At 38.3% G+C, this 24,892-nt stretch carries 27 protein-coding genes, 2 tRNA genes, 4 pseudogenes and 1 riboswitch; of the genes and pseudogenes, 4 read left to right on the top strand and 29 right to left on the bottom strand.

What is annotated here, in order from left to right; translation table 11 throughout:
* The 6 genes and pseudogenes from ACQKMR_RS15830 to ACQKMR_RS15805 form a co-directional block, all read right to left on the bottom strand.
* A partial coding sequence (locus tag ACQKMR_RS15830; protein ID WP_427697082.1) for a helix-turn-helix domain-containing protein occupies window positions 1-90 on the bottom strand: 90 nt, incomplete at its 3' end.
* 25 nt (window positions 91-115) lie between these two features.
* Window positions 116-634, bottom strand: a complete 519-nt coding sequence (locus ACQKMR_RS15825) for a permease prefix domain 1-containing protein (RefSeq protein WP_427698146.1) — start codon at window positions 632-634, stop codon at window positions 116-118.
* Window positions 635-639: 5 nt separating this feature from the next.
* On the bottom strand, window positions 640-1,047 hold the full coding sequence (locus tag ACQKMR_RS15820; RefSeq protein ID WP_427698145.1) for a PadR family transcriptional regulator: 408 nt from the start codon (window positions 1,045-1,047) through the stop codon (window positions 640-642).
* Window positions 1,037-1,582: pseudogene (locus ACQKMR_RS15815) on the bottom strand (sigma-70 family RNA polymerase sigma factor). The gene ACQKMR_RS15820 and the pseudogene ACQKMR_RS15815 overlap by 11 nt, the downstream one beginning before the upstream one ends.
* A 162-nt stretch (window positions 1,583-1,744) precedes the next feature.
* Complete coding sequence (locus tag ACQKMR_RS15810) at window positions 1,745-2,104, bottom strand: YidH family protein (protein ID WP_427698144.1); 360 nt, start codon at window positions 2,102-2,104, stop codon at window positions 1,745-1,747.
* A 154-nt stretch (window positions 2,105-2,258) separates the two neighbouring features.
* Window positions 2,259-2,432, bottom strand: coding sequence for a hypothetical protein (locus tag ACQKMR_RS15805; protein WP_427698143.1), 174 nt, complete (start codon window positions 2,430-2,432; stop codon window positions 2,259-2,261).
* A gap of 653 nt (window positions 2,433-3,085) precedes the next feature.
* On the opposite strand from ACQKMR_RS15805, the gene ACQKMR_RS15800 reads away from it, so the two are divergent.
* A complete protein-coding gene (locus ACQKMR_RS15800) occupies window positions 3,086-3,538 on the top strand; it encodes an AraC family transcriptional regulator (protein WP_427698142.1) in 453 nt (150 codons plus the stop codon).
* Window positions 3,539-3,678: 140 nt separating this feature from the next.
* Here the strand turns inward: ACQKMR_RS15800 and ACQKMR_RS15795 are convergent.
* Window positions 3,679-4,341: pseudogene (locus ACQKMR_RS15795) on the bottom strand (IS1595 family transposase); the annotation flags it as partial.
* 39 nt (window positions 4,342-4,380) lie between these two features.
* Between ACQKMR_RS15795 and ACQKMR_RS15790 the strand changes: the two are divergent.
* Window positions 4,381-4,854, top strand: a pseudogene (locus ACQKMR_RS15790) (transposase); the annotation flags it as partial.
* Window positions 4,855-5,010: 156 nt separating this feature from the next.
* Here the strand turns inward: ACQKMR_RS15790 and ACQKMR_RS15785 are convergent.
* The 3 genes from ACQKMR_RS15785 to ACQKMR_RS15775 all read right to left on the bottom strand — a co-directional run bounded on the left by ACQKMR_RS15785 (window position 5,011) and on the right by ACQKMR_RS15775 (window position 6,595).
* Window positions 5,011-5,289 (bottom strand): 2TM domain-containing protein, encoded by a 279-nt coding sequence (locus tag ACQKMR_RS15785; protein WP_427698141.1) that lies wholly within the window; start codon window positions 5,287-5,289, stop codon window positions 5,011-5,013.
* A gap of 175 nt (window positions 5,290-5,464) precedes the next feature.
* Window positions 5,465-5,821, bottom strand: a complete 357-nt coding sequence (locus tag ACQKMR_RS15780) for a GIY-YIG nuclease family protein (protein WP_427698140.1) — start codon at window positions 5,819-5,821, stop codon at window positions 5,465-5,467.
* Between the two features lie 18 nt (window positions 5,822-5,839).
* The gene (locus ACQKMR_RS15775) at window positions 5,840-6,595 is read right to left on the bottom strand and encodes a DUF2087 domain-containing protein (RefSeq protein WP_427698150.1); all 756 of its coding nucleotides are present in this window, start codon (window positions 6,593-6,595) and stop codon (window positions 5,840-5,842) included.
* A 262-nt stretch (window positions 6,596-6,857) separates the two neighbouring features.
* On the opposite strand from ACQKMR_RS15775, the gene ACQKMR_RS15770 reads away from it, so the two are divergent.
* Window positions 6,858-6,998, top strand: a complete 141-nt coding sequence (locus ACQKMR_RS15770; protein ID WP_427698139.1) for a DUF5412 family protein — start codon at window positions 6,858-6,860, stop codon at window positions 6,996-6,998.
* A 161-nt stretch (window positions 6,999-7,159) separates the two neighbouring features.
* On the opposite strand, the gene ACQKMR_RS15765 is transcribed toward ACQKMR_RS15770, so the two are convergent.
* The 17 genes and pseudogenes from ACQKMR_RS15765 to ACQKMR_RS15685 all read right to left on the bottom strand — a co-directional run bounded on the left by ACQKMR_RS15765 (window position 7,160) and on the right by ACQKMR_RS15685 (window position 20,581).
* Entirely contained in the window at window positions 7,160-7,912 is a 753-nt protein-coding gene (locus ACQKMR_RS15765; protein WP_427698138.1) for a hypothetical protein, read from the bottom strand.
* A 458-nt stretch (window positions 7,913-8,370) separates the two neighbouring features.
* A complete protein-coding gene (locus ACQKMR_RS15760) occupies window positions 8,371-8,571 on the bottom strand; it encodes a hypothetical protein (protein WP_427698137.1) in 201 nt (66 codons plus the stop codon).
* A 388-nt stretch (window positions 8,572-8,959) separates the two neighbouring features.
* Window positions 8,960-9,033, bottom strand: a tRNA-Arg gene (locus ACQKMR_RS15755).
* A gap of 419 nt (window positions 9,034-9,452) precedes the next feature.
* Window positions 9,453-10,199 carry an alpha/beta fold hydrolase gene (locus ACQKMR_RS15750; protein ID WP_427698136.1) on the bottom strand — a complete coding sequence of 249 codons (747 nt, stop codon included), beginning with the start codon at window positions 10,197-10,199 and terminating at the stop codon, window positions 9,453-9,455.
* A gap of 587 nt (window positions 10,200-10,786) precedes the next feature.
* Window positions 10,787-10,860 (bottom strand) — tRNA-Arg (locus ACQKMR_RS15745).
* Between the two features lie 172 nt (window positions 10,861-11,032).
* Window positions 11,033-11,545, bottom strand: coding sequence for a metallophosphoesterase family protein (locus ACQKMR_RS15740; protein WP_427698135.1), 513 nt, complete (start codon window positions 11,543-11,545; stop codon window positions 11,033-11,035).
* Window positions 11,546-11,547: 2 nt separating this feature from the next.
* Window positions 11,548-12,159, bottom strand: a complete 612-nt coding sequence (locus ACQKMR_RS15735) for an XTP/dITP diphosphatase (protein WP_427698134.1) — start codon at window positions 12,157-12,159, stop codon at window positions 11,548-11,550.
* A complete protein-coding gene (rph, locus tag ACQKMR_RS15730) occupies window positions 12,128-12,910 on the bottom strand; it encodes a ribonuclease PH (RefSeq protein ID WP_427698133.1) in 783 nt (260 codons plus the stop codon). The genes ACQKMR_RS15735 and rph overlap by 32 nt, the downstream gene beginning before the upstream one ends.
* An 88-nt stretch (window positions 12,911-12,998) precedes the next feature.
* Entirely contained in the window at window positions 12,999-14,072 is a 1,074-nt protein-coding gene (locus tag ACQKMR_RS15725; RefSeq protein WP_427698132.1) for a GerMN domain-containing protein, read from the bottom strand.
* Between the two features lie 62 nt (window positions 14,073-14,134).
* Window positions 14,135-14,622: pseudogene (locus ACQKMR_RS15720) on the bottom strand (dihydrofolate reductase family protein).
* A 48-nt stretch (window positions 14,623-14,670) separates the two neighbouring features.
* Window positions 14,671-15,474, bottom strand: a complete 804-nt coding sequence (gene racE, locus ACQKMR_RS15715) for a glutamate racemase (RefSeq protein WP_427698131.1) — start codon at window positions 15,472-15,474, stop codon at window positions 14,671-14,673.
* Window positions 15,475-15,484: 10 nt separating this feature from the next.
* Window positions 15,485-15,949: a MarR family winged helix-turn-helix transcriptional regulator gene (locus tag ACQKMR_RS15710; protein ID WP_427698130.1), complete on the bottom strand. Its 465-nt coding sequence runs from the start codon at window positions 15,947-15,949 to the stop codon at window positions 15,485-15,487.
* Window positions 15,950-16,154: 205 nt separating this feature from the next.
* Entirely contained in the window at window positions 16,155-16,379 is a 225-nt protein-coding gene (locus tag ACQKMR_RS15705) for a helix-turn-helix domain-containing protein (RefSeq protein WP_028392149.1), read from the bottom strand.
* Window positions 16,380-16,501: 122 nt separating this feature from the next.
* The gene (locus ACQKMR_RS15700; protein ID WP_427698129.1) at window positions 16,502-16,966 is read right to left on the bottom strand and encodes an acyl-CoA thioesterase; all 465 of its coding nucleotides are present in this window, start codon (window positions 16,964-16,966) and stop codon (window positions 16,502-16,504) included.
* Window positions 16,967-17,359: 393 nt separating this feature from the next.
* Window positions 17,360-18,133: a succinate dehydrogenase iron-sulfur subunit gene (sdhB, locus tag ACQKMR_RS15695; RefSeq protein WP_053347215.1), complete on the bottom strand. Its 774-nt coding sequence runs from the start codon at window positions 18,131-18,133 to the stop codon at window positions 17,360-17,362.
* Window positions 18,134-18,150: 17 nt separating this feature from the next.
* On the bottom strand, window positions 18,151-19,902 hold the full coding sequence (gene sdhA / locus ACQKMR_RS15690; protein ID WP_376102481.1) for a succinate dehydrogenase flavoprotein subunit: 1,752 nt from the start codon (window positions 19,900-19,902) through the stop codon (window positions 18,151-18,153).
* A gap of 70 nt (window positions 19,903-19,972) precedes the next feature.
* On the bottom strand, window positions 19,973-20,581 hold the full coding sequence (locus ACQKMR_RS15685; protein WP_427698128.1) for a succinate dehydrogenase cytochrome b558 subunit: 609 nt from the start codon (window positions 20,579-20,581) through the stop codon (window positions 19,973-19,975).
* Window positions 20,582-20,962: 381 nt separating this feature from the next.
* Here ACQKMR_RS15685 and ACQKMR_RS15680 point away from each other — a divergent pair, with 381 nt between their 5' ends.
* Window positions 20,963-21,418 (top strand): YslB family protein, encoded by a 456-nt coding sequence (locus ACQKMR_RS15680; protein WP_427698127.1) that lies wholly within the window; start codon window positions 20,963-20,965, stop codon window positions 21,416-21,418.
* A 60-nt stretch (window positions 21,419-21,478) separates the two neighbouring features.
* On the opposite strand, the gene ACQKMR_RS15675 is transcribed toward ACQKMR_RS15680, so the two are convergent.
* Window positions 21,479-22,711, bottom strand: a complete 1,233-nt coding sequence (locus ACQKMR_RS15675) for an aspartate kinase (protein WP_427698126.1) — start codon at window positions 22,709-22,711, stop codon at window positions 21,479-21,481.
* Window positions 22,712-22,801: 90 nt separating this feature from the next.
* Window positions 22,802-22,978, bottom strand: a riboswitch (Lysine riboswitch).
* Window positions 22,979-23,039: 61 nt separating this feature from the next.
* Complete coding sequence (uvrC, locus tag ACQKMR_RS15670) at window positions 23,040-24,812, bottom strand: excinuclease ABC subunit UvrC (RefSeq protein WP_427698125.1); 1,773 nt, start codon at window positions 24,810-24,812, stop codon at window positions 23,040-23,042.
* Between the last annotated feature and the right edge of the window lie 80 nt (window positions 24,813-24,892).

Genomic DNA, 24,892 nt, shown 5'->3' with positions numbered 1-24,892 from the left:
AAAACGGGAGCAGCCGATCGTTTTATTGATTAGAACTAGTTGTTCTTTAGTTGGATAGATTCGAAATTTATAAGCTTTGTTTACGACCATTGGTTCCACCCCCTTATAGTTATTATTAACCACCGAACGTACGTTTGTCAAAAGAATACTTTGGCTTATGCCAACCGCCATTCATCTCGCCCTTCACACGCTTGAAGAGGGAGTCTTCTGGCGGGAAATGATAAAACACCCATCCAAATTTAGATAATTTCGTATAATCCATAAACATGACCGCACCAGCAACTCCTATACCAAGAAGGCTGCCGACCAATTTAGCATAGAAAGAATAATAATAGGACTCTGCACTTAATACAAACAGTGGAATGAAACCAAGAGCCGTCACCAATAAAAATAAAACTGTCAAACGCCAGTCTACTTTAGGCCTGTGCAAACGATTTAACTTTTGGCCGATTGTAATCGGGCTTCCCATCTGTTGAACGGCCCTCACTTCGGCCTCTTCTTCTGTGTATCCTTGTTTCTTTAGAGCCTCAGTTGACTGCTTCAGATGGAATTCTAGTTCATCTGATACGAATCGTTTTGCCTCTTTGGAACGGATAAACTGTTTTACATCATGAAGAAATTGTTCTTTTTTCACCATTTTCACCCCTCTAAAACAGTTTGCAAGATGTTAGAACCTGCACTTTGTTTAGATTCTGACTTTGCAAGCATTCGGCGCCCTTTATTACTAAGACGGTATAATTTCTTCTCCGTCTGTTCCCATTTGGCCTCAATGAAACCCCTCTGTTCCAAGTCATGCAGCATTGTATACAAAATCCCCTCCTGCTTGGTGAACTTTTCAATGCCCCGCCTTATTAAGGATGACATAATCTGATAACCGCTTTGTTCCTCCTGGAGAATTCGAAAAATGGCGATCATTACTTCCTCATCGCTTTCCTTTACCTCGACAAGTCTCTGTTTAATAGACGTCTTTTGTTTGTCAGTAAACTTTACATCAGCAAAAACGGTTCTTTTCATTGCACGGTTGAGCTGATTCAATTTATCTTCCATCGTTATAACCCTCCAGCTTCTCTTTTAGCATCGCTTTCGCCCGCCGCATCCGGGTTTTTATTGTACCTTGGCTGATTCCCGTCATTTCAGAAATCTCTTTTATCGATAACTCTTGAAAATAAAATAAGTAAATCACTTCCCTGTGTTTTATCGGCAGATTCATCACGGTATGAGCAAGCATTTGATCCTAATCAAGCTTAAGAATGGTTTCTTCGACACTCACCCCTGCCTGTGGCTCCACCCGCTCATCCACCGTATATTCGATGTTCAGATGGTACCAGCTTTTCAAATAATCCTTACAGTGATTTATAGCAATCTTCCATAACCATGTTCTCAACTTTGATTGCTTTTTATATGTAGGCAATGCTTTATAACACTTCACAAAAATCTCCTGCGTTAAATCTTCGGCCACAGTGAGATTTTTCACATATGAGTACACAAGCTGAAGAATATCCTGGCCGTATACAGTCATAATCTCATCCAACCAAATATCTTCTTCACCAGTTACCAGATATTCTGTAAACATCTCCTCCATTACCCTCATCCTTTCTTCCAAATTTATAGACAATTGTCAACAGGTTAAAGTTTTCTTAATTCAACTTTTATTATTAATGGAAGGATTCTTTCCATAATTATGTAAGGATAAATATATAAGAAGAAACTAAAAAAACTGCCCTATACTGGATAGGACAGCCTGTTAAAATTTTATAAAAAGAAAATATAAAATAATCATCAATAGCATAATCACCATAAAGACCGCTATGAGAATTACCTGCGCACTAGAGGGCTTGAACTTCTCCTCGTTAATTTGTCGCTTCTTATGCAAATAACCAATAGTCGCCAATACAGTAATCACTAAACCCAAGGCACAAGTAAACATCCCCAACACAATACTAATCAAATCAATCCGGTCGTCCCGATGCACGCCAATCGTAAAATGCAAACTCGTGGTTAAAAAACCAACACCTACAATCGCAATCACCGTTCTGATCCACGCCAAAAAGGTACGTTCATTAGCCAGATGCTGCTGTGCATACTTTAATTGATTTTTTTCCATGTCATCACCTTATCTTGAATGATTTATGATTAAATCATATCACAGTGATAGCTTTTTCACATTGACACACGGAGCTAAAAAACAGACTGATACACCAAAGACCCTCGATTATTTCTAATGCCCCTGGTATATACCAACCTTTTCATTTATTATTTTATCTCTTAAGGAGCGAAAAGGCTCTAAACATAGATCCGACAAACATAAGCCCCGCACCACCAAGTAATAAATAAATACATAGTGTTTTATCAATAACATTCAAAGGATAAAGCAAGGCACCCAGTGCGAAAAAAGCCCCTATTCCAGTTATAATCCATCCTATTTTTTTCATGCGCAACTCCTAAAAATTAATTATTTAGTAAAGCTCCTCTAAGAGACTCAGCATCTATTCCAAAAAACAGCTCTATCTGATTCCCATAATAATAGCTTAAACCATTTAAAAACTAACAACAAGTACGAGGTTATCATTAACCTTCTATAAGGTTCATTTAAAATTAACTAGAACTAAGAATCTCTCTATACTAAAAAAGGAACCATAACTGGTTCCTTCAGACTGTAAACAAACTCGATAGTATTATAGTATTGGAGATTGTCTAAGTTTTTTTGAGGGGGTGTAAAATTTGAACGTTACTTTCCACTTCAGGCACTCGCTTTCCGCGGGCGGTCCGGGAGCCTCCTCGGCGCCTTTGCGCCTGCGGGGTCTCCCTTGGACGCGCTTTTCCCGCAGGAGTCTCACACCTTCCGTTCCAATCCACTTTGCTTTAACAATTAGATATAAGCTTTTGCCTACAGTCTTTTTTGTTGGCTATGTTCTAAAAGATTGTTGCTATCTTATTAATAGATGAGGACCATTTTGAAGTTAGCTTTTGTCGGCTTTGGATTAATAAGAAAATCATAAATTTTAAAAAAACAATTGATTATATTTTTATAACCTAATAGTATTCGAATTGCAGTAAGTATTTATGGAGAAAGGAGGAAGGAACTATGAATATTAATGTTGAAATTCTTCCCAATTATCGCATTGCATATGTGCGACAAGTTGGTCCATATAGTCCCAATAATGGTCAAGCAATGGAAAAATTAAAGAAATGGGCTGAAGAGAACAATCTTCTCGAATCGGCAATCATACTTGGAATTCCACAAGATAATCCTGAAACAACACTTCCTGAAAATTGTAGATATGACGCTTGTATTGTGATTTCAAAGGATTATCAAATTGATGATTCAATTTGCGAAAGTGAACTTTCTGGTGGTGAATACTTTATTCGCAAAGTCAAACATACAGCAGAAGATATTCAAAAAGCCTGGGCTGAAATTTTCTCATCTTTCCAAAACAGTGGATATCAAATTGATAATAAACCGATTTTAGAAAGATACACTGGTGATATGATTAACAACGAATATTGCGAAATATGCGTACCTGTAAAACCGTTATAGTTTGATTAGTATATTTTACTTGTTCGCCTTACGTCCATCTTTAGAAGATTAAACATAGAAAGGGAGGAACAAGTAGGTTTTAGTAACGAAACTTCTTGTTCTTCTTTTATTCTTCCGCTCCAAAAGTGAAATACATCAGTTTATATTTCTGATATCGATTCAGTTGTAAAATTTGCTTTTTTACAAGCATTCAATAACATTTCATTTGTATTTTCTTTAGAAGACAATTTTTTATTTAACTCTAAGAAACGATGCCATATCAGATAACCATTTAGATATTTTGTTGCTACACCATTAAATCGTTCCATCCAGTCTTTTAATCTTCGATGATAGCTATTAACGTGCTGAACGTGATAAATTTTTTGTCGAACAAATTCCTTATTACGTGCATTAATAGCTTGGTGCTTTAATCCTTTTATAGCCACAAACTTTTTATAGTTAGTTGCCGTATCTGTACATAGTAAAGCAGATTTATCTAAGTAATCACCTAGTACAGCATCTATTTCAAAAGCCGTTATTCGTCCTTTACCAGCCACTTTAGAAAGGATTTCACCGTTTCTATCGTGAGCAACAATCACACATACTTGTTCTTTCGATATACCCCTTTTGGAAGCAGAACCTCCTCTTTTACGAGGTTTTCGGTGAGTAATATTCTTCTTACCTTTATCGCTCTCTAAGAAAAAGGTTTCTTCACTTTCAATAATTCCTAAAAGTTTCCGGTGACCAAGTGATTGCAAGGCATATAAAACCTTATGTATCCAATAGAAGGCCGCACTCAGGTGGATTTTTAATTCTTTAGCGATCGCTCCATTACAAGCTACCTTTTTGACAAAGAAATCACACCGGCTTAACCCTATACACGTCTTCGAGCAAAAGAAGGATTCTTCCGCAAACATGAGTATGTTTACGATGAACATTATGATTGTTATCTCTGCCCATCGGGAGAGATTTTAAAGTACTCAACAACAAATAAAGAGGGCTATCGCGAGTATAAATCATCCAAACACATTTGTGCGACTTGCTCATCACAGTGTACAGAAAGCTAAGACCATCAAAAAGTGGTGACACGCCATATTTGGCAAGAATATACGGAAGAAGCAGATCATCTGCGTCATTATCAAGATGTAAAACCTATTTGTGCGAAACGTAAAGAAAACGATTGAGCGTTTATTCGCAGATGCAAAAGAAAAGCATGGTATGCTTTGGACTACTTTAAGGGGACTTAAAAAATTGTCGATGCAAGCGATGCTTTCTTTCGCATCCATGAATTTAAAGTAGAGGCCAATTGGACATGGCAAGGTCCAAAAATGGCCTAACGTTATGATCTCGTAGAGACCCAAGCTCTTAATCTTGAGCAAAATTCCAAGAAAATATCAAAAGGGGTTCGAAATGTTTTAATTCCGAACCCCTTTTGTCTTAAAAACTGAAAAGAACCATAACTGGTTCCTTACATTGAACTTATTCATATTTTGTTAGATATCCTTTTTATCCTTTTCCATGTATTCCTTTATCTTTCTTTCTTCCCATTCCGATCCGAAGTTACCATGTGCAAAAGTTGTTAAACCGTGTACCAGAACTCCAATTCCCCATCCTCCAAGGGGATAGAGGAACCACCAATAACCAGCATCCGTCATTAGGTTAATAACAAAAAGCATAATATTAACCAAACAATACACCGTTAGATGAATGTAGAATGCCTTAAGGTTTTCCACCCTCTTTTTCGCTCTTAAATATTTATCTTCATTTCCCATTCCCTCGTCCCCTTATCGTAAACACTTAAATATATTATTCTTCACATCAATAATACCTTATTTACCCAATTTTTTTACAGAAATGAGGGCGATGTGCATCCTACTTTGGCATGCCGGGAATTCGGTGAATAATCTAAGATTGATTATCTGCTATCTCTTTAAATTCAGATACACTTCAGCTGGATTTTACCCTATTGTATCCTCTTTCTTCATATGGCTGTATTTTTTCCAACCATGCTTCCTCAAGTTTTTTCAATTCCCGTTTGGCGTCAAAATATCCTGTTTCTTTCGGTTTTAGAACCTCTAGCACCTCAAAAGAAAAGGCTTCTTCCCCATATTGATTCCATTCATCTTGCAGCATTTTATTAGTACTTGATCCCATTTCCAATTCAAATTGTTTACCCTTTAATGTCTTTAAATTCCTGGTGCTTCCGATAAACACTTTATTATTTATCGTGTTTTTTATTTGATAAACTCCCGCCTCAACTTTTGTTTCTTTATATAATTGCTTCAATTCTTTTTTTCGATCCATCTTCATTGCCTCCAGTCGTCATTTCTTCAGCCAATATTGGCTTCCATCAGGCTTTCTATCCAAGAATCCATATTCTATTAAATATCTTCTCAAAAGAACATAGTCATGATAAGCCGCATCCAATATTTGATTGATTTCTTTTTCGTTATATTTCTGATCATTTTTAAAACGTTTCGAAATTTCTTGAAGAACAATAAACCTTTGTTTTTCCTTTGGTGGAAAAGTACTCAAAGCAGCCTGACTACCTTGTGGAAAGAATTTTTTCAATATGACCTTCATTTCATCCTGTGTAACATTATAACGATCATCCACCATCCTTGCTTTTTGATGAAGAGGGACAAATGCCGGCGCATGTTTATCTTTATCTTTTAAAAGTTCCATCATGGCCAAAAATAACTTAGCTTGACGCTCCTTCTCTTTTAATACAAAGCGATGGTTCCGAATGGTAGAAGAACTTCCAATTCCCATTTCCTCTTGAACCTCAGCATCGTTTTTCCCTTGATAAAAAAGACGAAGAAGGCGATTCTGATGATCTGTGAGACCTGTTAGTTTCTTATCGAGATCAATCAAGTATTCGAATACCGATTGATGTGCATTTTCGATATGAATACGCATATACCTCTCTGCCTCATAAAGAGTCCCATCTTTTGGATACACTATCCCTTTTTGAACTGTATTTCCGCACAGCAAACAAATAAACTGATTCTCTTCTTGGATATAGCCCTGTTTTAGCTCATCATGCGATGCACTCCAAAACATTTCTGCATCTTGCATCAAACAAACACTTCCTTGTAAAGTTTATAATATAATAAACATAATATTAATTTGTTTGCATTATGTCAATATTTTTTGAGAATTAGTCACTTTTATATCATAATAGGATAACCATTTATTCATTTTCACCATTAGTTACGTTACACAATATGGGGTAAGACTTTGAGGGCATATAGGTTTGGAAAAAGAGAGAGCTTTCAAGAAGGTATTAAGTAATTGGGTTATTGGGAGTTTGTTATTGATTGGCCAGATTATTTACTGAGTGGATTGGACGTTCCTTGATATGAGGAGGCTACCAACAAGAGATTTTCTTACAAAAGAATCATCTCCTGTTGACAAATATACGTTGAATGTTATCTTTACGAATGATGCTACATCGGTCTATGCATGTTTGATGAATTAGTATTTAATGAGCGAAATAAAAAAACAAAATTTATCTGTAACAATCGTGAGGAAACCTCAACAATACTGGTTTAACACTGACACAGTCATTTTATATCAACATATCCTACTAACTATGAATATCCATTTTTCACAAAATACAGACATTCTCCCGCGTTCAACTTACTGATTAATTAATCCTTCTGATCTATAAAATTCATTGAACGCCGATCTAAAATATTTAAGGAAACTATATCCCCCTGCTTTTAATACTTTGTAGTGATATACCCAAACAGTGAGTAAAGTTCCTGCTAATAAAAACATTCGCAAAAAGCTAATTGATTTCTTTAAGCATTTATTCCGATGCTTTGACAGCCTTTTTATTGTGTGAGATTGAAATTCCACATGCTTAGCTTCATCACGAAGAATTTGTCCACATAAATCATGTAAATCCCCAGAACTTGTAACTTGTTTTAATGCATCATAATACACAGTAGCGATTATTTCAGCAGTTAACAAAACAGTAATAGACTGTTCTAAATTAGCAAACCTTCTAAGCCGCCTAAATACTTGGTCCACCCAGTGCTTTTTAATTATTGGAATGTGCTGCTTTTTCATAAATAGTCCTAAGTCACGCGCATGTCTTTGTTCTTCCTGAATAAAAAGTGTAAGTGCTTGCAAATAGCTCTTATCATGCTGATCGACTAGATAATCCTTGGCAGCTTTGATTAAAAACTTCCCCTCTGAACTTTCCCCTACTTGAAACTGTTGAATGGACTTATAGATCGTTTGTAACTCATGCTTAGAAAGTTTATAAGCATCACTCCAATTCACCTGCTGCACATTCATCTTGTTTTCTTGAAAATAATCTCTCCATACGGTGAAATTAAAATCACCATGTCCCTCCATGATCCATTCATCATTAAGTCCCTTCATACATTCCTCCTATATTTTCTGAATCCTGTTAGCCATTTCCGTAATTATATCAAAAATCGAATCTCATTTAGAAAAAATAACCTATGGAAAAGTTGATTTCAGAGTAACATTAACCAAGGATTCTCTTCAGATGTTACTAAACCACTTCGGCAAACTCAATAAGTGAGTGTAATTGATTTACACAAGACACTGCATAATGTATCGGATGGATATGCTTGAGTTACATGAAACCATTGAAATACTTATACAAAACCAATTAAGTGCCAAGCAACCTAACAGTGAAGATAAAAGTTCAACCGTTGAAGGATTAAAAACGGCAATAATAAAAATCGCAAAATTATAAATAAAAACCTTCAAACATTTAATAGGAATTGATGTACAAAGTAAAAAAAGCATCCAACTAGTTGGATGTTTTTTCAAATAATGATTGGAAATGATTCGATAAAACTGAATAAGTATTAGTTAGGCACAAACTTAAGTATTCCTTCCAGATAAACACCTTGTTCTTTTCTCGTACACGCTCTTAACTTAATTCTTCCTTCCTTTTCTAATTCCTTAGCTAATTGAACTACCTTAGTTCCATCTTCGGCTATCTCTACTGAAAAGAAATTACCTCGAGTGGAAGTTTGAATGAACTTAAATAATCTATCTTTATTCATCTGAACAACTCCTTATTTATTACAAATTCGACATAAAAGATAATCTACCTGCGATAAATAAGAAATAAAAAACTTCCTTGAAGGAATACGAACATGAATAGTTCTATAATCACAAATCAATAGACATTCATTCTTATGCTTAGAAACCGATTTATTTCCCCATAGATTTTTTCCAAGGTAAAAAGAATTGATTCAATCCTGATATTATGCTCGTTCACTTGCCCTAAAACGAAAAAAAGACCCTACACCAATGTATAGGACTATTATTATACATAATAAAAATCAATACCTAAAATAAGGAAAAACTCCCCCGAACAATCATTTTAACTTTCTCCCGATAAAAGTAAAACAGCCAAAACCTTTTAAAGGTCTTGGCTGTTTTTGTTAGCGTCCCAGGAGAGATTCGAACTCCCGACCGACGCCTTAGAAGGGCGTTGCTCTATCCAGCTGAGCTACTGAGACATTTCGCTGATTTTCTTCAGTTCAGTATAACGGTCACTTTTCGAACTTAGACCGTAATCGTGATTTTTATTATAACCTAGTATAATACTCATTGCAATACTAGTAATAATAAATTTTGCAGAGTTATAGAACACCCCTACATTAATTCAAAATTTATCATGGTACTTGAATGAAGCTTGCAGTAAAAAAATGCAGAATACACTCTATCGAACAATTCGAAGTTATCATAATAATCAACAAGAGGAGAACACTTTGTTATAAGCGTTCTCTTCTTTTATCATATATAACTTATTAATTCATGATGACCTACCCATGTTATAAAAGGCAGCTAGAGAAAGCAATGTCATCCTGTTTATTTTAGTTAGATAAGTTACAAAACTGACGAATGAATTTCCGGAGTCTTTGGCATAGTAAACTTTTCATTCCTTCATAAAACCAGTAATTTGACGATACAGTTTCTCGGGATGGGTGAGATTGACCATATGATCAGCACCTGGAATTTCTATGATTCGAGCGTCTGAGTGCTTTCGAAAGTAATTGGCAACACGAAGGTTATCGGGTGAATCTTCCTTACCGATTATCAATAATGTTTTGGCCGTCAATTCTCCTAATCTTTCGATGGCCGGTGGTTGCGGCCAAATCAATTTAACAGCCGGCCATTCAAACATTCGGTTCATATGGTGCCGGAGCATTTGAACCATCAAATTCCGGTGAGGACTCATTGTTACAACACGATACGATGGATCACTGAGCAAAAGCTCAATCATCTTATCGATATCGGGGGCAGCTTCATGAATCGTCTTCATACTCTCTTCAAATTCCTTAGAATAGCTAAACCCAGATAATCCAGGCGCAAGCAAAACAAGTTTTGAAACCCTTTCAGGATAATTCAGAGCGAATTCAGTGGCAATTTGGCCACCCATTGAGTGACCGATGAGTGTCGCCTGATTGATTTCTAGATGATCAAGCAGCGACAGCAAATCTTCAACCTGGTTGACATCTTCTAAAGGGGACGGTGATTTCCCGGTCCCACGTCCGTCAAAAGCAACGACCTTGTAGTGTTTCGCTAAAAGAGATGCGACAAATGTCCAGTTCCGTACATCAGCACCACCAGTGAGGAGAACCACAGGATGACCATTACCATTAACTTCGTAATACAAATCCATTGAAATCCCTCCACCCATTACGATTTAATAATTAAAAATATGTTATCTCTCTTAATAATCCTGCCTTTTTCTGGCTTAACTTACAATTCAAGAAGTACCTTTTAATTCCCTTCCTTATTCTAGAATATGGCCCGATTGCGGAACAAAAATAAAGGAAATATCTTCATCTATAATACACGTTACTTCAAAAAAACCAGCCCCACAAACAGTCGTTTATGGGGCTATTAATCCCTTTAATAAAAAAACAATTTATTTATGTCTATTCATAGAACCAAAACTCATTCCCAAAAACAAATTAACATTTTCGATCATTTACACCTTTTTGGTGCTAATATATGAAAAAAATACATTGGAACGCCCTTGGTTTAGAAGCGATAGTACTAGATACAGGTATTTCCTCTAATAGTCCTCTTACGTCTACTTCAACATCTAATAATCCTTTTCTTTTGGTCATACGAAAAAAACCTCCTATATCGTTAGTAAGATAAGTCGATATACGGTGTAATTTCTTACATGACCGTTATACTGACCGTTTCACTAAACGATATAGAAGGTTTTCGCATCGGGCTTTAAAGCCACTTTGTTAGCGTCCCAGGAGAGATTCGAACTCCCGACCGACGCCTTAGAAGGGCGTTGCTCTATCCAGCTGAGCTACTGAGACATTTATGATATAAGTTGCGGCAAAACTTATGTATTACCTTAACTGTTCCCTTAGGACACTTCTTATTATAGTAGGATACCAAAAGAAAGTCAACGGTTTTTCATAAAAAAGTTTTTTTCTTTTTTATAAGCCAGGAAGCGGGAAAAACGCTTCCTGTTCATTATACATTAAGTTAGTCGATTCGATAAGCCCTACCTAGCTCCTCAACGATTTTTCCTTCAAGATCATAATAGATGATTTCAAGTTGGTCGCTTCCAATATCCAAAATGGCATATGTTTTCTCTTTTCGTCCGCGTGGCTGGCGTATGCTGCCTGGATTGATGAAGAGCCTGCCGTCAATCCACTCGGAACCAGCGGCATGGGAGTGACCGAAGCAAATAATATCGGCACCGATTTCTTCACTTTTATAAGACAAATTCATTAAAGTCATCTTGATGTTATACAAATGTCCGTGGGTAAAGAAAAAGCGCTTGCCACCGATTTCTTCAACAATGTCATCCGGATAGGCAGCATCAATGTCACAGTTCCCCCGTACAGCTAAAAAGCCCTTCATGAGAGGGTCTTTGCTTTCTAGCTCTGAATCACCGCAATGAATCATGGTTGCAACTTCTTGTTTATGACGGTCGGTTATCATGCTGATTTCATGAGTTAAGCCATGACTGTCACTCATTATTAGCACTTTCATCGTCACATTCCTTCTTCCCTTTTTAGAAATTGACCTAGTTTTTCATCCAAAGCCTTCAATGCATGGGCACGGTGGCTGATTTGGTTTTTTTCCTCTTTTGTCAGTTCAGCATTTGTTTTCCCTTGCTCTTTAACAAAAAAGACTGGGTCATATCCAAACCCATTCGTTCCTGAAGGCTTTTCGGTAATCAAGCCTTCCATCGTCCCAGAAACAGTGATTGTTTCCTGATTTGGTGACGCTAACGCTAAGGCGCAATAAAACCTTGCTGTTCTTTCCGCTTCTGGTACACCCTCTAGTTCCTGCAGAACCTTTTTCGTGTTCGCTTCATCACTCTTTGACTCGCCAGCATAGCGCGCAGAGTATACACCTGGACGTCCATCTAATGCATCGACAATCAAACCGGAGTCATCAGCAATCACGAAGTGACCTAGTTGATGGGCAATGGCTTCTGCTTTAAGAATTGCATTTTCTTCAAAAGTCTTTCCTGTTTCCTCCACATCCGGTGCGTCCGGTACGTCAAGAAGTGTTTTTACTTCATATCCTTTTGCAGAAAATAGACTTTCGAATTCTTTGGCTTTTCCTTTATTTTTCGTTGCAATAATTACTGTCTTCATACTTTGTCTCACCCTTTTGTATTTTATCGGCAATAACTCCAAGTGCTTCTTTTTGCACCTCAAATAAGGTTTGAAGTCCTTCTTGAGCTATTGAAAGTAGTTGCTGTAACTCGTTATATGTAAAAGTTGCCTCTTCCCCTGTGCCCTGCAATTCGACAAATTCACCACTGCCGGTCATGATGATATTCATATCCACAAGGGCGCTTGAGTCTTCAAGATAATTTAAGTCTAACACAACTCCTGCTTCTTCAATAATCCCGACACTTGTTGCTGCTAGATAATTTTTCAACGGAAATACCGCCAGTTTCCCCTCTTCATCCAGCTTATTTAAAGCAAGAGCCAATGCGACGAATGCGCCTGTAATTGAAGCTGTCCGAGTGCCGCCGTCTGCTTGAATAACATCGCAATCAATCCAGATCGTTTTCTCACCTAGCGCCTCTAAATCGACCACTGCCCGCAGTGACCGTCCAATTAGCCTCTGAATTTCCATCGTGCGCCCTGTTATTTTCCCTTTTGCCGATTCCCTGATTGTCCGTTGATTTGTTGCTCGCGGAAGCATCGAATACTCCGCATTAATCCAACCTTTCTTTTTACCACGCATGAACGGCGGAACCCGCTCATCAACGCTTGCGGTACAGATGACCTTTGTGTCACCGACGGTAATTAATACCGAACCTTCAGGATGCTTCAAATAATCTTTTTGGATCTGTATCGTCCTTAATTCAGTATTCAGCCTTCCGTCAACGCGCATTTTGTATCCCCCTAATTTCAAAAAAAGAATAAGAGGCAGCGAAAGGCTGCCTCATTGTGTTATATCTATAGTATACAAAATCGATTCTTTAAAAACTACCTGTGTTCACTTTTTCTGGACGGACCACAGGTTCTGATAATTTCTTTCCTTCTTCGTTAAGAATCTCTGCACTGCCTTGCACCTGTACCTCAACACTTTGAATTCCCTTTTGCTCCGTCAAAGATAAAACTAATGCATCAAGAACATCTTGAGAAACCTTTTTCTCTTTAAAACTGCCAAGAATGTTTTCGTTAAAATTGAGGGTAACCTTCCCTTTTGCCACTTTCGGCTGATCAAGTAAGGCCACATCACTCATGAAGCCCGTTTGCAGGTTTGTTCCAGAAGGACTCTTCGTTAATTCCTCAACAGCTGCTGTTACATTATCCGACACCGTCTCGCTAATACGGCGTGTTACCGGTACATAATAGGCATACTCCTCGTCCCCGCCAATGTAATAGACAGTCAAGGCTTTCGTATTCGAAATATCTACCACGTCACTCGTATCAATATTGATTCCGGAAGAACGTGAGATATTTTCATCTATAGGCGTGCCATTGACTGGCATTTCCGAAATATCTTCCCCATTAATTCTCATTTGGATTTTATCAACCGAGTCGAATTGAGTTAGTGTCCATGTAATAGCTTGAAGAATTTTGAGTTCATCTTCTTTTTGGTAATTTTTGAATTCTGGTGAAAAGTCAGCCACAGCCACTCCTTCTTTTATGTTTACACTTATTTGAGTATCGGCAGGAATAACCGCTCTAAACCCATTTGGAAGCTTATCCGTAACTGGTCCATTATCCACGAGGTAGTCAAGGGCCTGTTTTGCGACGGCTTCCGATTTAGGAAGTTCCATTGTCTGTGGTACCACATATCCACTTTTATCAATTAAATACAACTCGGTCTTCACTGTTGTTGTTTCAACAGCTCCCTCTTCCCCATCTGCTGCCGGCTTTTGCTCCCCGTTGGTCTCTTTTAATGAAGTTTCATCCTCGACTAATGAAACATCCTTAGGCGGATCAATCTCCTTTTTCTCTTCACCGCCAAATAATCCACAGCCGGAAAGAAAAAAAGAAGATGCTAGAATGGTAACAACTATTGTTACTTTCGATTTATTGGACATAAAATCACTCCTAGGACAGTTTGTACTCCTATTTATACGAGCCCTAAGGGAAAATAGACCAATTATTTTTCTCTCTGATAATGCAGCTGAGCACTCTGCCCGTACTGCTGTATGTTTGTCAGCTTTAATTCGAATTCAGGATTTCTTGCTTGAAACAAAGAAATCCCTTTACCTAATACGGTAGGAATAATAGAAAGAATCATTTCGCCGTTTTCTCATGAACTCTCTAACTAACTCTGCACCACCGATTAGCCAAATCCTTGAGTCACCTTTTAGATTTTTAATGAAATCTACCACATCTTCATTCACAAATTCAACATGCTCATCTTTTCCTTTCGCACTTCTAGAAAATACGTAGCAGAATTTATCTTGATAAGGAAATTCTTCTGCTAGTGTATGAATCTGTTGATACGTTTTGTTTCCCATAATCACCGTATCAATTTAAAGAAACCAACGTATCCATTATCCCCAGCACCTTCTGTCTCTTCAAGCCAATCTATGCTTCTTCCATCCACGCTTGTAGAATATACAGAACGATATGCTTTGTGATTCCATTTTTTTGCTCCTTTCTACAAAAAAAGACCTCCAAATGGAAGTCTTATAGGTGGTCAATTTTAATTGTTTCTATTGCATTGATATGAATACCGAGCCAACTCGATGCGATTGACCCAAACATATCTCTTGAACCAGTTGTGTAAAAACGATGAACCGGACGCTGCTTGCTTTTATTGATTAATCGATAGTAATCCAAAATAACACTTGCCTCACGGGCTGTCTCTTCCCCAGAGGAAATGACTTGTACTTTATCTCCCATATACTCTGAGATTACAGGCCATAACAGCGGATAATGGGTACAGCCAAGGATTAATGTATCGATGTTCGTTTTCTTTAACGGGTTCAAAGTTTGAGCCACAACCCTATTCACGATTTTCCCTTGAAACTCTCCGCTTTCGACAATGGGGACAAATTTTGGACAAGCTAAACTATCCACTTTCACATCCGAATTAATGGAGGCAAGTGCGTCGTCATAGGCCTTGCTTTTCACAGTACCTTCTGTGCCAATTACTCCTATATGTAGAGAATTAGAAACCTTCAATGCCGCCCTTGCCCCAGGATGAATAACACCCAATACAGGAATCGGAAGTATCGCTCTAATTTCATCGAGCACCGCTGCCGTCGCAGTATTGCAGGCAATGATTAACATTTTAATATCCTTCTTCAATAAGAACCTTGTCATTTGCCAAGTGAAGGTTTGGACATCTTTTTTCGACCTTGGTCCATAAGGGCATCTTGCGGTATCGCCCAAGTAAATTATATTTTCATTTGGTAGCTGGCGCATGACTTCTTTAGCCACTGTCAAACCACCTACCCCCGAATCAATGATTCCTATTGGTTGTTTCAAAAAACTCGCCTCATTTTTCTTTCATTTCTTGATGTAGTTTTGCTAAAGTCTCACTTAAGGAAACAATATCGGATTCACTGAAATTGACTAAAACGCCACTCAAGTACTGCTGCCGCTTGTTGATCACTTCTTCGATAATCCGTTCACCTTCTTCAAGAAGGTGAATTCGAACCACACGCCGGTCTTTCTTATCCTTGACGCGCTGAACAAGCTGATGTTTCTCCATGCGGTCAATCAGATCCGTCGTTGTGCTAAAGGCAAGAAACATCTTCGTAGACAATTCGCCAATCGTCATGTCGCCCGCTTCAAAAAGCCATTGCAAAGCCAAAAACTGTGGAATAGTAATTTTGTAATCACTAAGAATTTCCCGTCCCCTTTGCTTTAGCCATGACGAGACATAGCGCAATTCCCTTTCGATTTCGGCCACATATGCAGCCTGCTTCTCTTCACCCATACACCCAGCTCCCCACTTCATGAAACTTATCATACTACCATTTTGGAGGAAAGTGAAATAAATTTCAAGATAGATTATCTAAAGGACATAATGAAACCCCCTCCATTAAAATAAGCAGCATCTAAAGAAGTCAAAGTAACGAGAATTGTCTCAGACTTCCTTATATGCTGCCAATGAATGGGAGAGAAAAAATTTATAAGGCTTACGTATTAAAAGAGTCAACACATTAAAGCTTAAGTTCTCCCATACGAAGGAGTTCTATAACTGCCTGCGAACGTCCTTTGACTCCAAGCTTCTGCATCGCATTTGAAATATGGTTTCGAACTGTTTTTTCGCTAATAAACAATTCACCTGCGATTTCTTTTGTTGTTTTATCTTGTACTAGTAACTCAAATACTTCTTTTTCTCTTTTGGTGAGTAGTGGCTTATGAGTGAATTCGTTCTCCTTCAAGTAATGTTACCCTCCTTGCCTTCACCAGCATAAAACCCGGAGTGGGTGTCTATTTAGTCAAGATATAGTATGTCGGCTGGGGCAAGGGAGTGACTCTTTTACTTGTCTAATTGAAACTTTATTTAAGAATGTTTGACCTTTGTTCGCTCCATACATTCCTTCATCTCTTCCGGCCAAGGAATCGGATTCCCAGTGGTTTTAGAAACTTGGACAATCGTTCCTCTACCCGTCAAGCAAACCGAACCATCTTGTTTAGTTCCCATGTAATGAATGTCCACAGATGAATTCCCGACACTGGCCGCTTTTACATGGATCATCAATTGATCGTTAAAAAACACCTGCTGGATATAATCACACTGTAAATCAGCAACAACCGGTATCTCATTGCTTCCATCCGAAGTCCAATCCTTCATAAAACCCATGCTATTAAAATACTCAATTCGCGCTTCCTCAAAATAGGTAAATGGAACCGTATTATTCAAATGACCGAACATATCTGTTTCTGAAAAACGGACCTTAATTTCATGTTTAAAAGAAAAATCGCTACCCCACTCTTTTATATTATCGATATATGATATTCTGCTCAATCTGTGCACTCCCCTTTATAAAATGAATGACTATTCACTCATTTTATAAGAAAAAATAAATAATGAAAAGGATTTTATATTCTTATTATGTAAATATGATGGATTCGACCATTTTATAATTTTACACCATACTATTTTCAATTGCTACAGCATAGCGTTAAGCTGTTTTCTATACCAGAAGTTTGTTTTTCCATATTTATATGAACGGATAAATGACACAATTAATAAGCTTTAATAAGAAGAACACAAACAAAAAACAATATAAAGATAATATCCCCACCATTAAAATCCGTTATTTCTCACCTTCTTACATAGGTTTTAGATGTGAAGCTGTTCACATTTTTATACAAAAAAAAGAACCTATATCCTAAGATACAGGTTCTTTTCTCATTATTAAACTTCGTCGCTTCCGAAGAAGTTACGGAATTGTTGAATAGTAGTATCACGGTTTAATGCTGCAATCGATGTAGTCAAAGGAATACCTTTAGGGCAAGACTGCACACAGTTTTGTGAGTTACCGCAGTTTGCAAGGCCCCCATCAGACATAATTGTATTTAAACGTTCAGCTTTGTTCATTGCACCAGTTGGATGTGCGTTGAATAAACGAACTTGTGATAATGGTTGTGGTCCCATGAAGTCTGAATTGCTGTTTACGTTCGGACAAGCTTCTAAACATACACCGCAAGTCATACATTTAGATAATTCGTAAGCCCATTGACGTTTCTTTTCTGGCATACGTGGTCCTGGTCCAAGATTGTACGTACCATCGATTGGAATCCAAGCTTTTACCTTTTTCAATGAATCGAACATACGGCTACGGTCGACTTGAAGGTCACGAACAACAGGGAAAGTACGCATTGGAGCAAGACGAACCGGCTGTTCTAATTGATCAATAAGAGCTGTACATGATTGTCTAGGTTTACCATTGATAACCATAGAACAAGCACCACATACTTCTTCTAGACAGTTCATGTCCCAAGCGATTGCTGTAGTGTGTTTACCTTGTACTGTTACTGGATTACGACGAATTTCCATTAGAGCGGAAATTACATTCATATTCGGACGGTACGCTAATTCAAATTCCTCATCATAAGGAGCTGAATCCGGTGTATCTTGACGAGTGATTATAAAACGGACTGTTTTAGTCTCAGATTTAGTTTCAACCATTTTTTTGCTCCCCCTCTTTAATGTTTCGTTGTGTAATCACGTTTACGTGGTGCGATAAGTGATACATCAATATCTTCGTAATGGAATTCAGGAGCTTGATCCAAGCCTTTGAATGTCGCCATTGTTGTTTTCATGAATTTATCATCATTACGTTCTGGGAAATCAGGTTTGTAATGAGCTCCGCGGCTTTCGTCACGGTTTAAAGCACCAATTGTGATAACACGAGCTAATTGCATCATGTTTTGAAGCTGTCTAGTGAAGGCAGCTCCTTGGTTGCTCCATTTAGCAGTGTCGTTGATGTTAATTTTCTTGTAACGTTCCATCAACTCAAGAATCTTGTTATCAGTTTCTTTCAACTTGTCATTGTAACGAACTACAGTAACATGCTGTGTCATCCACTCACCAAGTTCTTTGTGTAGAACATACGCGTTTTCATTACCATCAAGAGACATTACTGCATTCCATTTTTCTTGTTGTTGTTTTTCGTAACCATCAAACAATGAAGAAGGAATAGACTCTGAAGTTTTATCAAGGCCTTCAATATATTTAACTGCATTCGGTCCAGCTACTGAACCACCATAGATTGCAGAAAGAAGTGAATTCGCACCTAAACGGTTACCACCATGTTGGGAGTAATCACACTCACCTGCAGCAAATAAACCTTTAATGTTTGTCATTTGGTCATAATCCACCCAAAGTCCGCCCATAGAATAGTGAACTGCAGGGAAGATTTTCATTGGAACTTTACGAGGATCTTCACCCATGAATTTCTCGTAAATTTCAATGATTCCGCCAAGTTTGATATCAAGTTCTTTAGGGTCTTTATGAGAAAGATCCAGGTAAACCATGTTTTCTCCATTAATACCAAGCTTCATGTTCATACATACGTCGAAGATTTCACGAGTCGCGATATCACGAGGTACAAGGTTACCATAAGCAGGATATTTTTCTTCAAGGAAATACCAAGGTTTTCCGTCTTTATATGTCCAGATACGTCCACCTTCACCACGAGCAGATTCACTCATTAGACGAAGCTTATCATCTCCAGGGATTGCAGTTGGATGAATTTGAATGAACTCACCATTTGCATAATTTACACCTTGTTGATAAACAATGGATGCTGCTGAACCTGTATTAATCATTGAGTTAGTTGATTTACCGAAAATGATTCCAGGACCACCGCTCGCCATGATGACAGCGTCGCCAGGGAATGATTTGATTTCCATTGAAGTCAAGTTCTGTGCTACGATACCGCGTGCTGTTTGGTCGTCATCGATAACAGCTCCAAGGAATTCCCAGCCTTCATATTTCGTTACAAGGCCTTCTACTTCATAACGACGAACCTGCTCGTCCAATGCGTAAAGTAATTGCTGACCAGTTGTTGCACCCGCAAATGCTGTACGGCTATGTTGAGTACCACCGAAACGACGGAAATCAAGAAGACCTTCCGGAGTACGGTTGAACATTACGCCCATACGATCAAACATATGGATAATCGATGGTGCTGCTTCGCACATCGCTTTAACCGGTGGTTGGTTAGCTAAGAAATCTCCGCCATAAACTGTATCATCAAAGTGGATATATGGAGAATCCCCTTCACCTTTTGTATTTACTGCCCCATTGATTCCGCCTTGGGCACAAACTGAGTGAGAGCGTTTAACAGGTACTAAAGAAAATAAATCAACCTGTTGTCCCAGCTCTGCTGCTTTGATCGTAGCCATTAAACCAGCTAGACCTCCACCAACGATAATAATTTTACCTTTACCCAATTCTGTCACTCCCTTATTTCCATTAGCAAAGCTATGTTTTTCCTAATACTTATAAATGAACTCTATCTTCTTATACGAAAGCGAAAATTGCGCTAACCCCTACATAAGAAAGAAGAACGAAAACGATCAAAGTAACGTAAGTCATGATTTTTTGCGATTTAGGTGAAACTGTCAGACCCCAGCTCACAGCAAATGACCATAATCCATTAGAGAAGTGGAAAATTGTCGAAATGACCCCAACTAAATAAAATGCAATCATAAATGGATTAGAGAAAATCTCAGCCATCATGTCAAAGTCTACCTCTGTACCTAATGCTGCTTGAATTCTAGTTGACCAAACATGCCAAACAAGGAAAATCAACGTAATGATTCCGCTTAGACGTTGTAAAAAGAACATCCAATTTCGGAAAAATCCAAACCTACCCAAATTATTTTTAGCCGTAAACGCGATATAAATCCCGTAAACCGCATGATAAATCAAAGGTAAGAAAATGATGAAGATTTCCAAGAAATAACGAAACGGTATGCTTTCTAAGAAATGTGCTGCTGAATTAAATGATTCCGGTCCCTTTGTTGCCATATAGTTGGTAACTAAATGTTCCAACAAGAACAGCCCGATCGGAATAACTCCAAGTAGTGAATGAAGTCTACGATTCCCAAACTCACGATTTTGTGCCACTAAGTGCCCCCCCTTAATTTGTGAAAAATCATGCAAAGATAAACTGGTGGCTACCTTTTATCTCCGCGTGAAAATAAAGTATAGAATTTGAAACATCCCTATACTTTCTTACAATTATGTGACATGTCCATTTTACTCCTGACTTCTATGTGCGTCAAGAAAACGGATACAAGAATTCTCTTTTTCAGAATAGATTTTTTTGGTTATAATTGTATAATTTTTAATTGTCAAGAATTTAATTTGTAGAAATTACTATTTAATCTATTAATATCCCGGAATAATTTCTCATTTTTTCCCAATTACTATTGAAATAATAAAAAAACAGTATAATTTGCAAAAGAAAAACGTTTATAATAGATTTACAGAAAGAGGCGATAAACTATGAAAAAAAATATTGCTGCAGCGATAGAAGAAGAAATTCAAACAGAAGAATTCCAAGTTCCAGCTTTCGGCTACGAATTAATCAGAGAAGTTTTATTGAACGATATTCTCGGAAAAGATTCTAATCAAATTCTCTATTGGGCAGGTAAACAGTTAGCGAGAAAATTCCCATTGAATGGCGAACAGGAAGTTATTGCATTTTTCCAAAATGCAGGCTGGGGCCATCTTGAAATCATAAAGTTTTCGAAAAACGAGATGGAATTATCCTTAACAGGAGAAATAATCAGCCGTCGCTTAGATCTTCATCCTGACTGCCACTTCCAACTTGAAGCCGGTTTCCTTGCCGAGCAGATTACACTGCAGAAAAGATTCTTTAGTGAATCAACAGAAGAAATCAAACGTCGCGCAAAAAAAGTGACATTTACCATTCAATGGGATCCTAGAGACCCAATCTAATGAGCCCAAAAACAGACTTACCCTTTGTCGGAAGTCTGTTTTTCATTAGACTCCAGGCAATCAAGCAAGCACTTTTGCATGCTGTCCTAGTTTAAACGCTTCATGAAGTGCTTCGACTGCCTTCACCATTTCCTTTTCATTGACGACAGTTGAGACTTTAATTTCAGATGTGCTGACCATTTTCACTTGGATACCTGTGTTAGCCATCACTTCAAACATCTCGGCAGCCACTCCCGGATTAGATACCATTCCTGAACCGACGATAGACACTTTGGCCAATCCGCCCTCTGTTTCCACTCTATCGAATGCCAATTGGTCTTTATTGTTTTCTAGCACGATTAAAACAGCTTCCGTATCTTCACTTTTTATGGAGAAGGATAGGTTTGTTGTATCCTCTGCGGTCATACTTTGAATAATAATGTCAACGTTAATCCGGCTTTTTGCAAGTGTCATGAAAATTGTGGATAATGAACCTAGAGATCGGGGCAAACCATTCACTGTGACCCTTGTAATACTATCTTCAAAAGCAATGCCGCGTACAATTAAATTTTCTTCCATAGTTGCTTCCTCCTCAATTTTAGTTCCTGCTTCTTTCTCTATACTCGAACGGACTTCAAGCGGAATCTGGTGGTTTTTCGCATACTCGACAGCTCTTGGATGAAGGACACCCGCCCCTAGATTGGCAAGTTCTAGCATTTCATCGTAAGAAATAGATTGCAGTTTTCGAGCGTCTTTTATGTAGCGAGGGTCTGTTGTAAATACACCCGTTACATCGGTATAAATATCGCATCGGTCTGCATTCAATGCTGCAGCAATAGCCACTGCAGTCGTATCGGACCCGCCCCTCCCTAGTGTCGTGATTTCTCCGTTTGCATCATTCCCTTGGAAACCAGCAACGACCACAATTTTCTTTGCTTGAAGCTGAGCTTGTATTCTCGAAGCATCAATATTTAAAATCCTGGCATTCCCATGAACTGATTCTGTTTGCATGCCAGCCTGCCAGCCGGTGAAAGAAATAGCTTCACGTCCCGCTTCAATTAAAGCCATCGTTAACAGGGAAATCGTGACCTGCTCTCCAGTCGTCAATAACATATCCATTTCCCTCTTGCTTGGGGTTCTGGAAATATCTTGGGCCATGTAAACTAATTCATCCGTTGTTTTCCCCATAGCTGAAACAACGACGACTACATCATTCCCATTCTCAGCTTCCTCAATTACTCGATTGGCAACATTTTTGATTTTCTCGACACTACCGACGGATGTCCCGCCAAATTTTTGAACGATTAATGCCATCCTAATGCACCCTCTTTTTCTTTTTTAGGCAATAAAAAAAGCAATGAGAAATATCTCATTGCTGTGATCACGTATTTAATACAGTAAACACAGTGAGATAGCTCTCCAGGGTATATCCCCTGACAATCCGCCATTTATTAAATGTCAGACCAGAAAAACAAGGTATGAGTCTTGTCTTCCTTCGGCGTTATCCCCTTTCAAAACCTTTCATCGAAGCTCATACTTCTCCAGGTTTTTACTCTTGAATTCCGCACCTCTATCAGCACTTTTAAGTTGTCTAGTTAAAAATTCCTTCTTATCATAGCATAGAGAAATGTAGGTAGCAAGATTATTCTTGCAATTTTCTAACGATTCCTTCAGCTATCCCTTTTGGCATGCCTGCCTCAATAATTTGTTCTAAAGATGCCTCTTTAATTTTTTTCAATGAACCAAAATGCCTTAACAATTGCTTTCTTCGTTTTTCTCCGACTCCAGGAATATCATCAAGCTGCGAGTGAACCGCATTTTTCCCACGTAGCTGGCGATGAAACGTAATCGCAAACCGATGCACTTCGTCCTGAATTCTTTGCAGCAGATAAAATTCCTGGCTACGCGAATCAAGCGGTACTAGTTCCAGCGGATTGCCAATCATCAATTGCGATGTTCTGTGCTTTTCATCCTTAATGAGACCAGAAAGCGGAATATCAAGACCCAGTTCATTTTCTAAAATATCTCGAACAGCCTCCACATGTCCCTTTCCGCCATCAATAATGATTAAATCCGGAAGTGGCAGCCCTTCTTTTAAAACACGTGAATATCTTCTGCGGACAACTTCACGCATCGATTCATAGTCATCGGGTCCTTGGACAGTTTTGATTTTATATTTGCGATACTCTCTTTTTTCCGGCTTACCATCAATAAATACAACTAAGGCAGAAACCGGATCACTGCCCTGTATGTTTGAGTTATCAAAAGCCTCAATCCGATGCGGAGTGTAAATGCCTAATTGTACCCCGAGATTTTCCACCGCATTGATCGTTCTTTCTTCATCCCTTTCAATTAAAGAAAACTTTTCTTGAAGGGCTATGGCAGCATTTTTATTCGCCAATTTAAGCATATCCTTTTTCGATCCCCGTTTTGGATGAATCGTTTTCACGCCAAGCAGCCCCTCAGCCATTTCCGCATCTACTGACTCTGGCAGCAAAATTTCCTTTGGTTTAAAGTGATTGGTTATCTCGTAAAACTGACCTAGGAATGTAAGAAGTTCCTGATCCGGTTCATCATACACTGGAAACAGTGAAACATCCCTTTCTATCAATTTCCCTTGTCGCACAAAAAATACCTGAACACACATCCAGCCTTTGTCATAGGCATAGCCAAATACATCACGGTCGATAAAATCAGTCGTCATCATTTTTTGCTTCTCCATCGTGATATCGATGTGGGCAATTTTGTCACGGAACTCCTTCGCTCTTTCGAAATCAAGATCTTCTGATGCTTCTAACATTTTTTCTGTCAGTTCTTTTTTTATCTCAGTATGGCCGCCGTTTAAAAATCGATTGATATCATCCACCATTTTTTTATATTCCTGTTCCTCTACATCATACACACATGGAGCCAGGCATTGCCCGAGGTGGTAATAGAGACAAACGCGATCCGGCAGGGTATTGCATTTTCTAAGAGGGTAGATGCGGTCGAGTAGTTTTTTCGTTTCATTGGCCGCAAAGGCATTCGGATACGGACCGAAATATTTACCTTTATCTTTTTTGACTTTTCTCGTAATGATTAATCGCGGATGCCGTTCAGCAGTCAACTTGATGAATGGATACGTCTTGTCATCCTTCAGCATGATATTATATTTTGGATCATGTTTTTTGATTAAATTTAACTCTAAAATGAGTGCCTCGATATTGGACGAGGTAACGATGTATTCAAAATCCTCAATCTCATTAACGAGCCGGAACGTTTTCCCATCATGAGAACCGGTGAAATAAGAGCGCACACGGTTTTTTAACACTTTCGCTTTTCCTACATAAATGATCGTTCCCTGACGATCCTTCATTAAATAGCAACCAGGTTGATCGGGAAGAAGGGCAAGTTTATTCTTTATTTGTTGGTTCATACATTCAGCCTCCTGTTCTCCCTTTTTACAATTAATTATATATCAAGATAGCGAAAAAAGCTTCAAGTCCGCAGACTTGA

Origin of the sequence: Peribacillus sp. NPDC096540 (assembly GCF_050278525.1) — a bacterium.
Taxonomy (GTDB): domain Bacteria; phylum Bacillota; class Bacilli; order Bacillales; family DSM-1321; genus Peribacillus.
The sequence above is the reverse complement of the archived record's forward strand: the minus strand, read 5'-3'. Positions and strand labels throughout refer to the sequence as shown.

Coding starts and splice junctions, on each gene's coding strand:
- ACQKMR_RS15765 (WP_427698138.1), bottom strand. CDS start 7,912: ATGAAGGGACTTAATGATGAATGGATCATGGAGGGACATGGTGATTTT.
- uvrC (WP_427698125.1), bottom strand. CDS start 24,812: ATGAACCAACAAATAAAGAATAAACTTGCCCTTCTTCCCGATCAACCT.
- ACQKMR_RS15740 (WP_427698135.1), bottom strand. CDS start 11,545: ATGAAAGTGCTAATAATGAGTGACAGTCATGGCTTAACTCATGAAATC.
- ACQKMR_RS15760 (WP_427698137.1), bottom strand. CDS start 8,571: ATGAATAAAGATAGATTATTTAAGTTCATTCAAACTTCCACTCGAGGT.
- sdhB (WP_053347215.1), bottom strand. CDS start 18,133: ATGGTTGAAACTAAATCTGAGACTAAAACAGTCCGTTTTATAATCACT.
- ACQKMR_RS15675 (WP_427698126.1), bottom strand. CDS start 22,711: ATGGCATTAATCGTTCAAAAATTTGGCGGGACATCCGTCGGTAGTGTC.
- ACQKMR_RS15800 (WP_427698142.1), top strand. CDS start 3,086: ATGAATATTAATGTTGAAATTCTTCCCAATTATCGCATTGCATATGTG.
- ACQKMR_RS15780 (WP_427698140.1), bottom strand. CDS start 5,821: ATGGATCGAAAAAAAGAATTGAAGCAATTATATAAAGAAACAAAAGTT.
- ACQKMR_RS15820 (WP_427698145.1), bottom strand. CDS start 1,047: ATGGAAGATAAATTGAATCAGCTCAACCGTGCAATGAAAAGAACCGTT.
- ACQKMR_RS15750 (WP_427698136.1), bottom strand. CDS start 10,199: ATGGATTTGTATTACGAAGTTAATGGTAATGGTCATCCTGTGGTTCTC.
- ACQKMR_RS15725 (WP_427698132.1), bottom strand. CDS start 14,072: ATGTCCAATAAATCGAAAGTAACAATAGTTGTTACCATTCTAGCATCT.
- ACQKMR_RS15680 (WP_427698127.1), top strand. CDS start 20,963: ATGAAAAAAAATATTGCTGCAGCGATAGAAGAAGAAATTCAAACAGAA.
- ACQKMR_RS15710 (WP_427698130.1), bottom strand. CDS start 15,949: ATGAAGTGGGGAGCTGGGTGTATGGGTGAAGAGAAGCAGGCTGCATAT.
- rph (WP_427698133.1), bottom strand. CDS start 12,910: ATGCGCGTTGACGGAAGGCTGAATACTGAATTAAGGACGATACAGATC.
- ACQKMR_RS15735 (WP_427698134.1), bottom strand. CDS start 12,159: ATGAAGACAGTAATTATTGCAACGAAAAATAAAGGAAAAGCCAAAGAA.
- ACQKMR_RS15810 (WP_427698144.1), bottom strand. CDS start 2,104: ATGGAAAAAAATCAATTAAAGTATGCACAGCAGCATCTGGCTAATGAA.
- ACQKMR_RS15775 (WP_427698150.1), bottom strand. CDS start 6,595: ATGCAAGATGCAGAAATGTTTTGGAGTGCATCGCATGATGAGCTAAAA.
- ACQKMR_RS15805 (WP_427698143.1), bottom strand. CDS start 2,432: ATGAAAAAAATAGGATGGATTATAACTGGAATAGGGGCTTTTTTCGCA.
- ACQKMR_RS15785 (WP_427698141.1), bottom strand. CDS start 5,289: ATGGGAAATGAAGATAAATATTTAAGAGCGAAAAAGAGGGTGGAAAAC.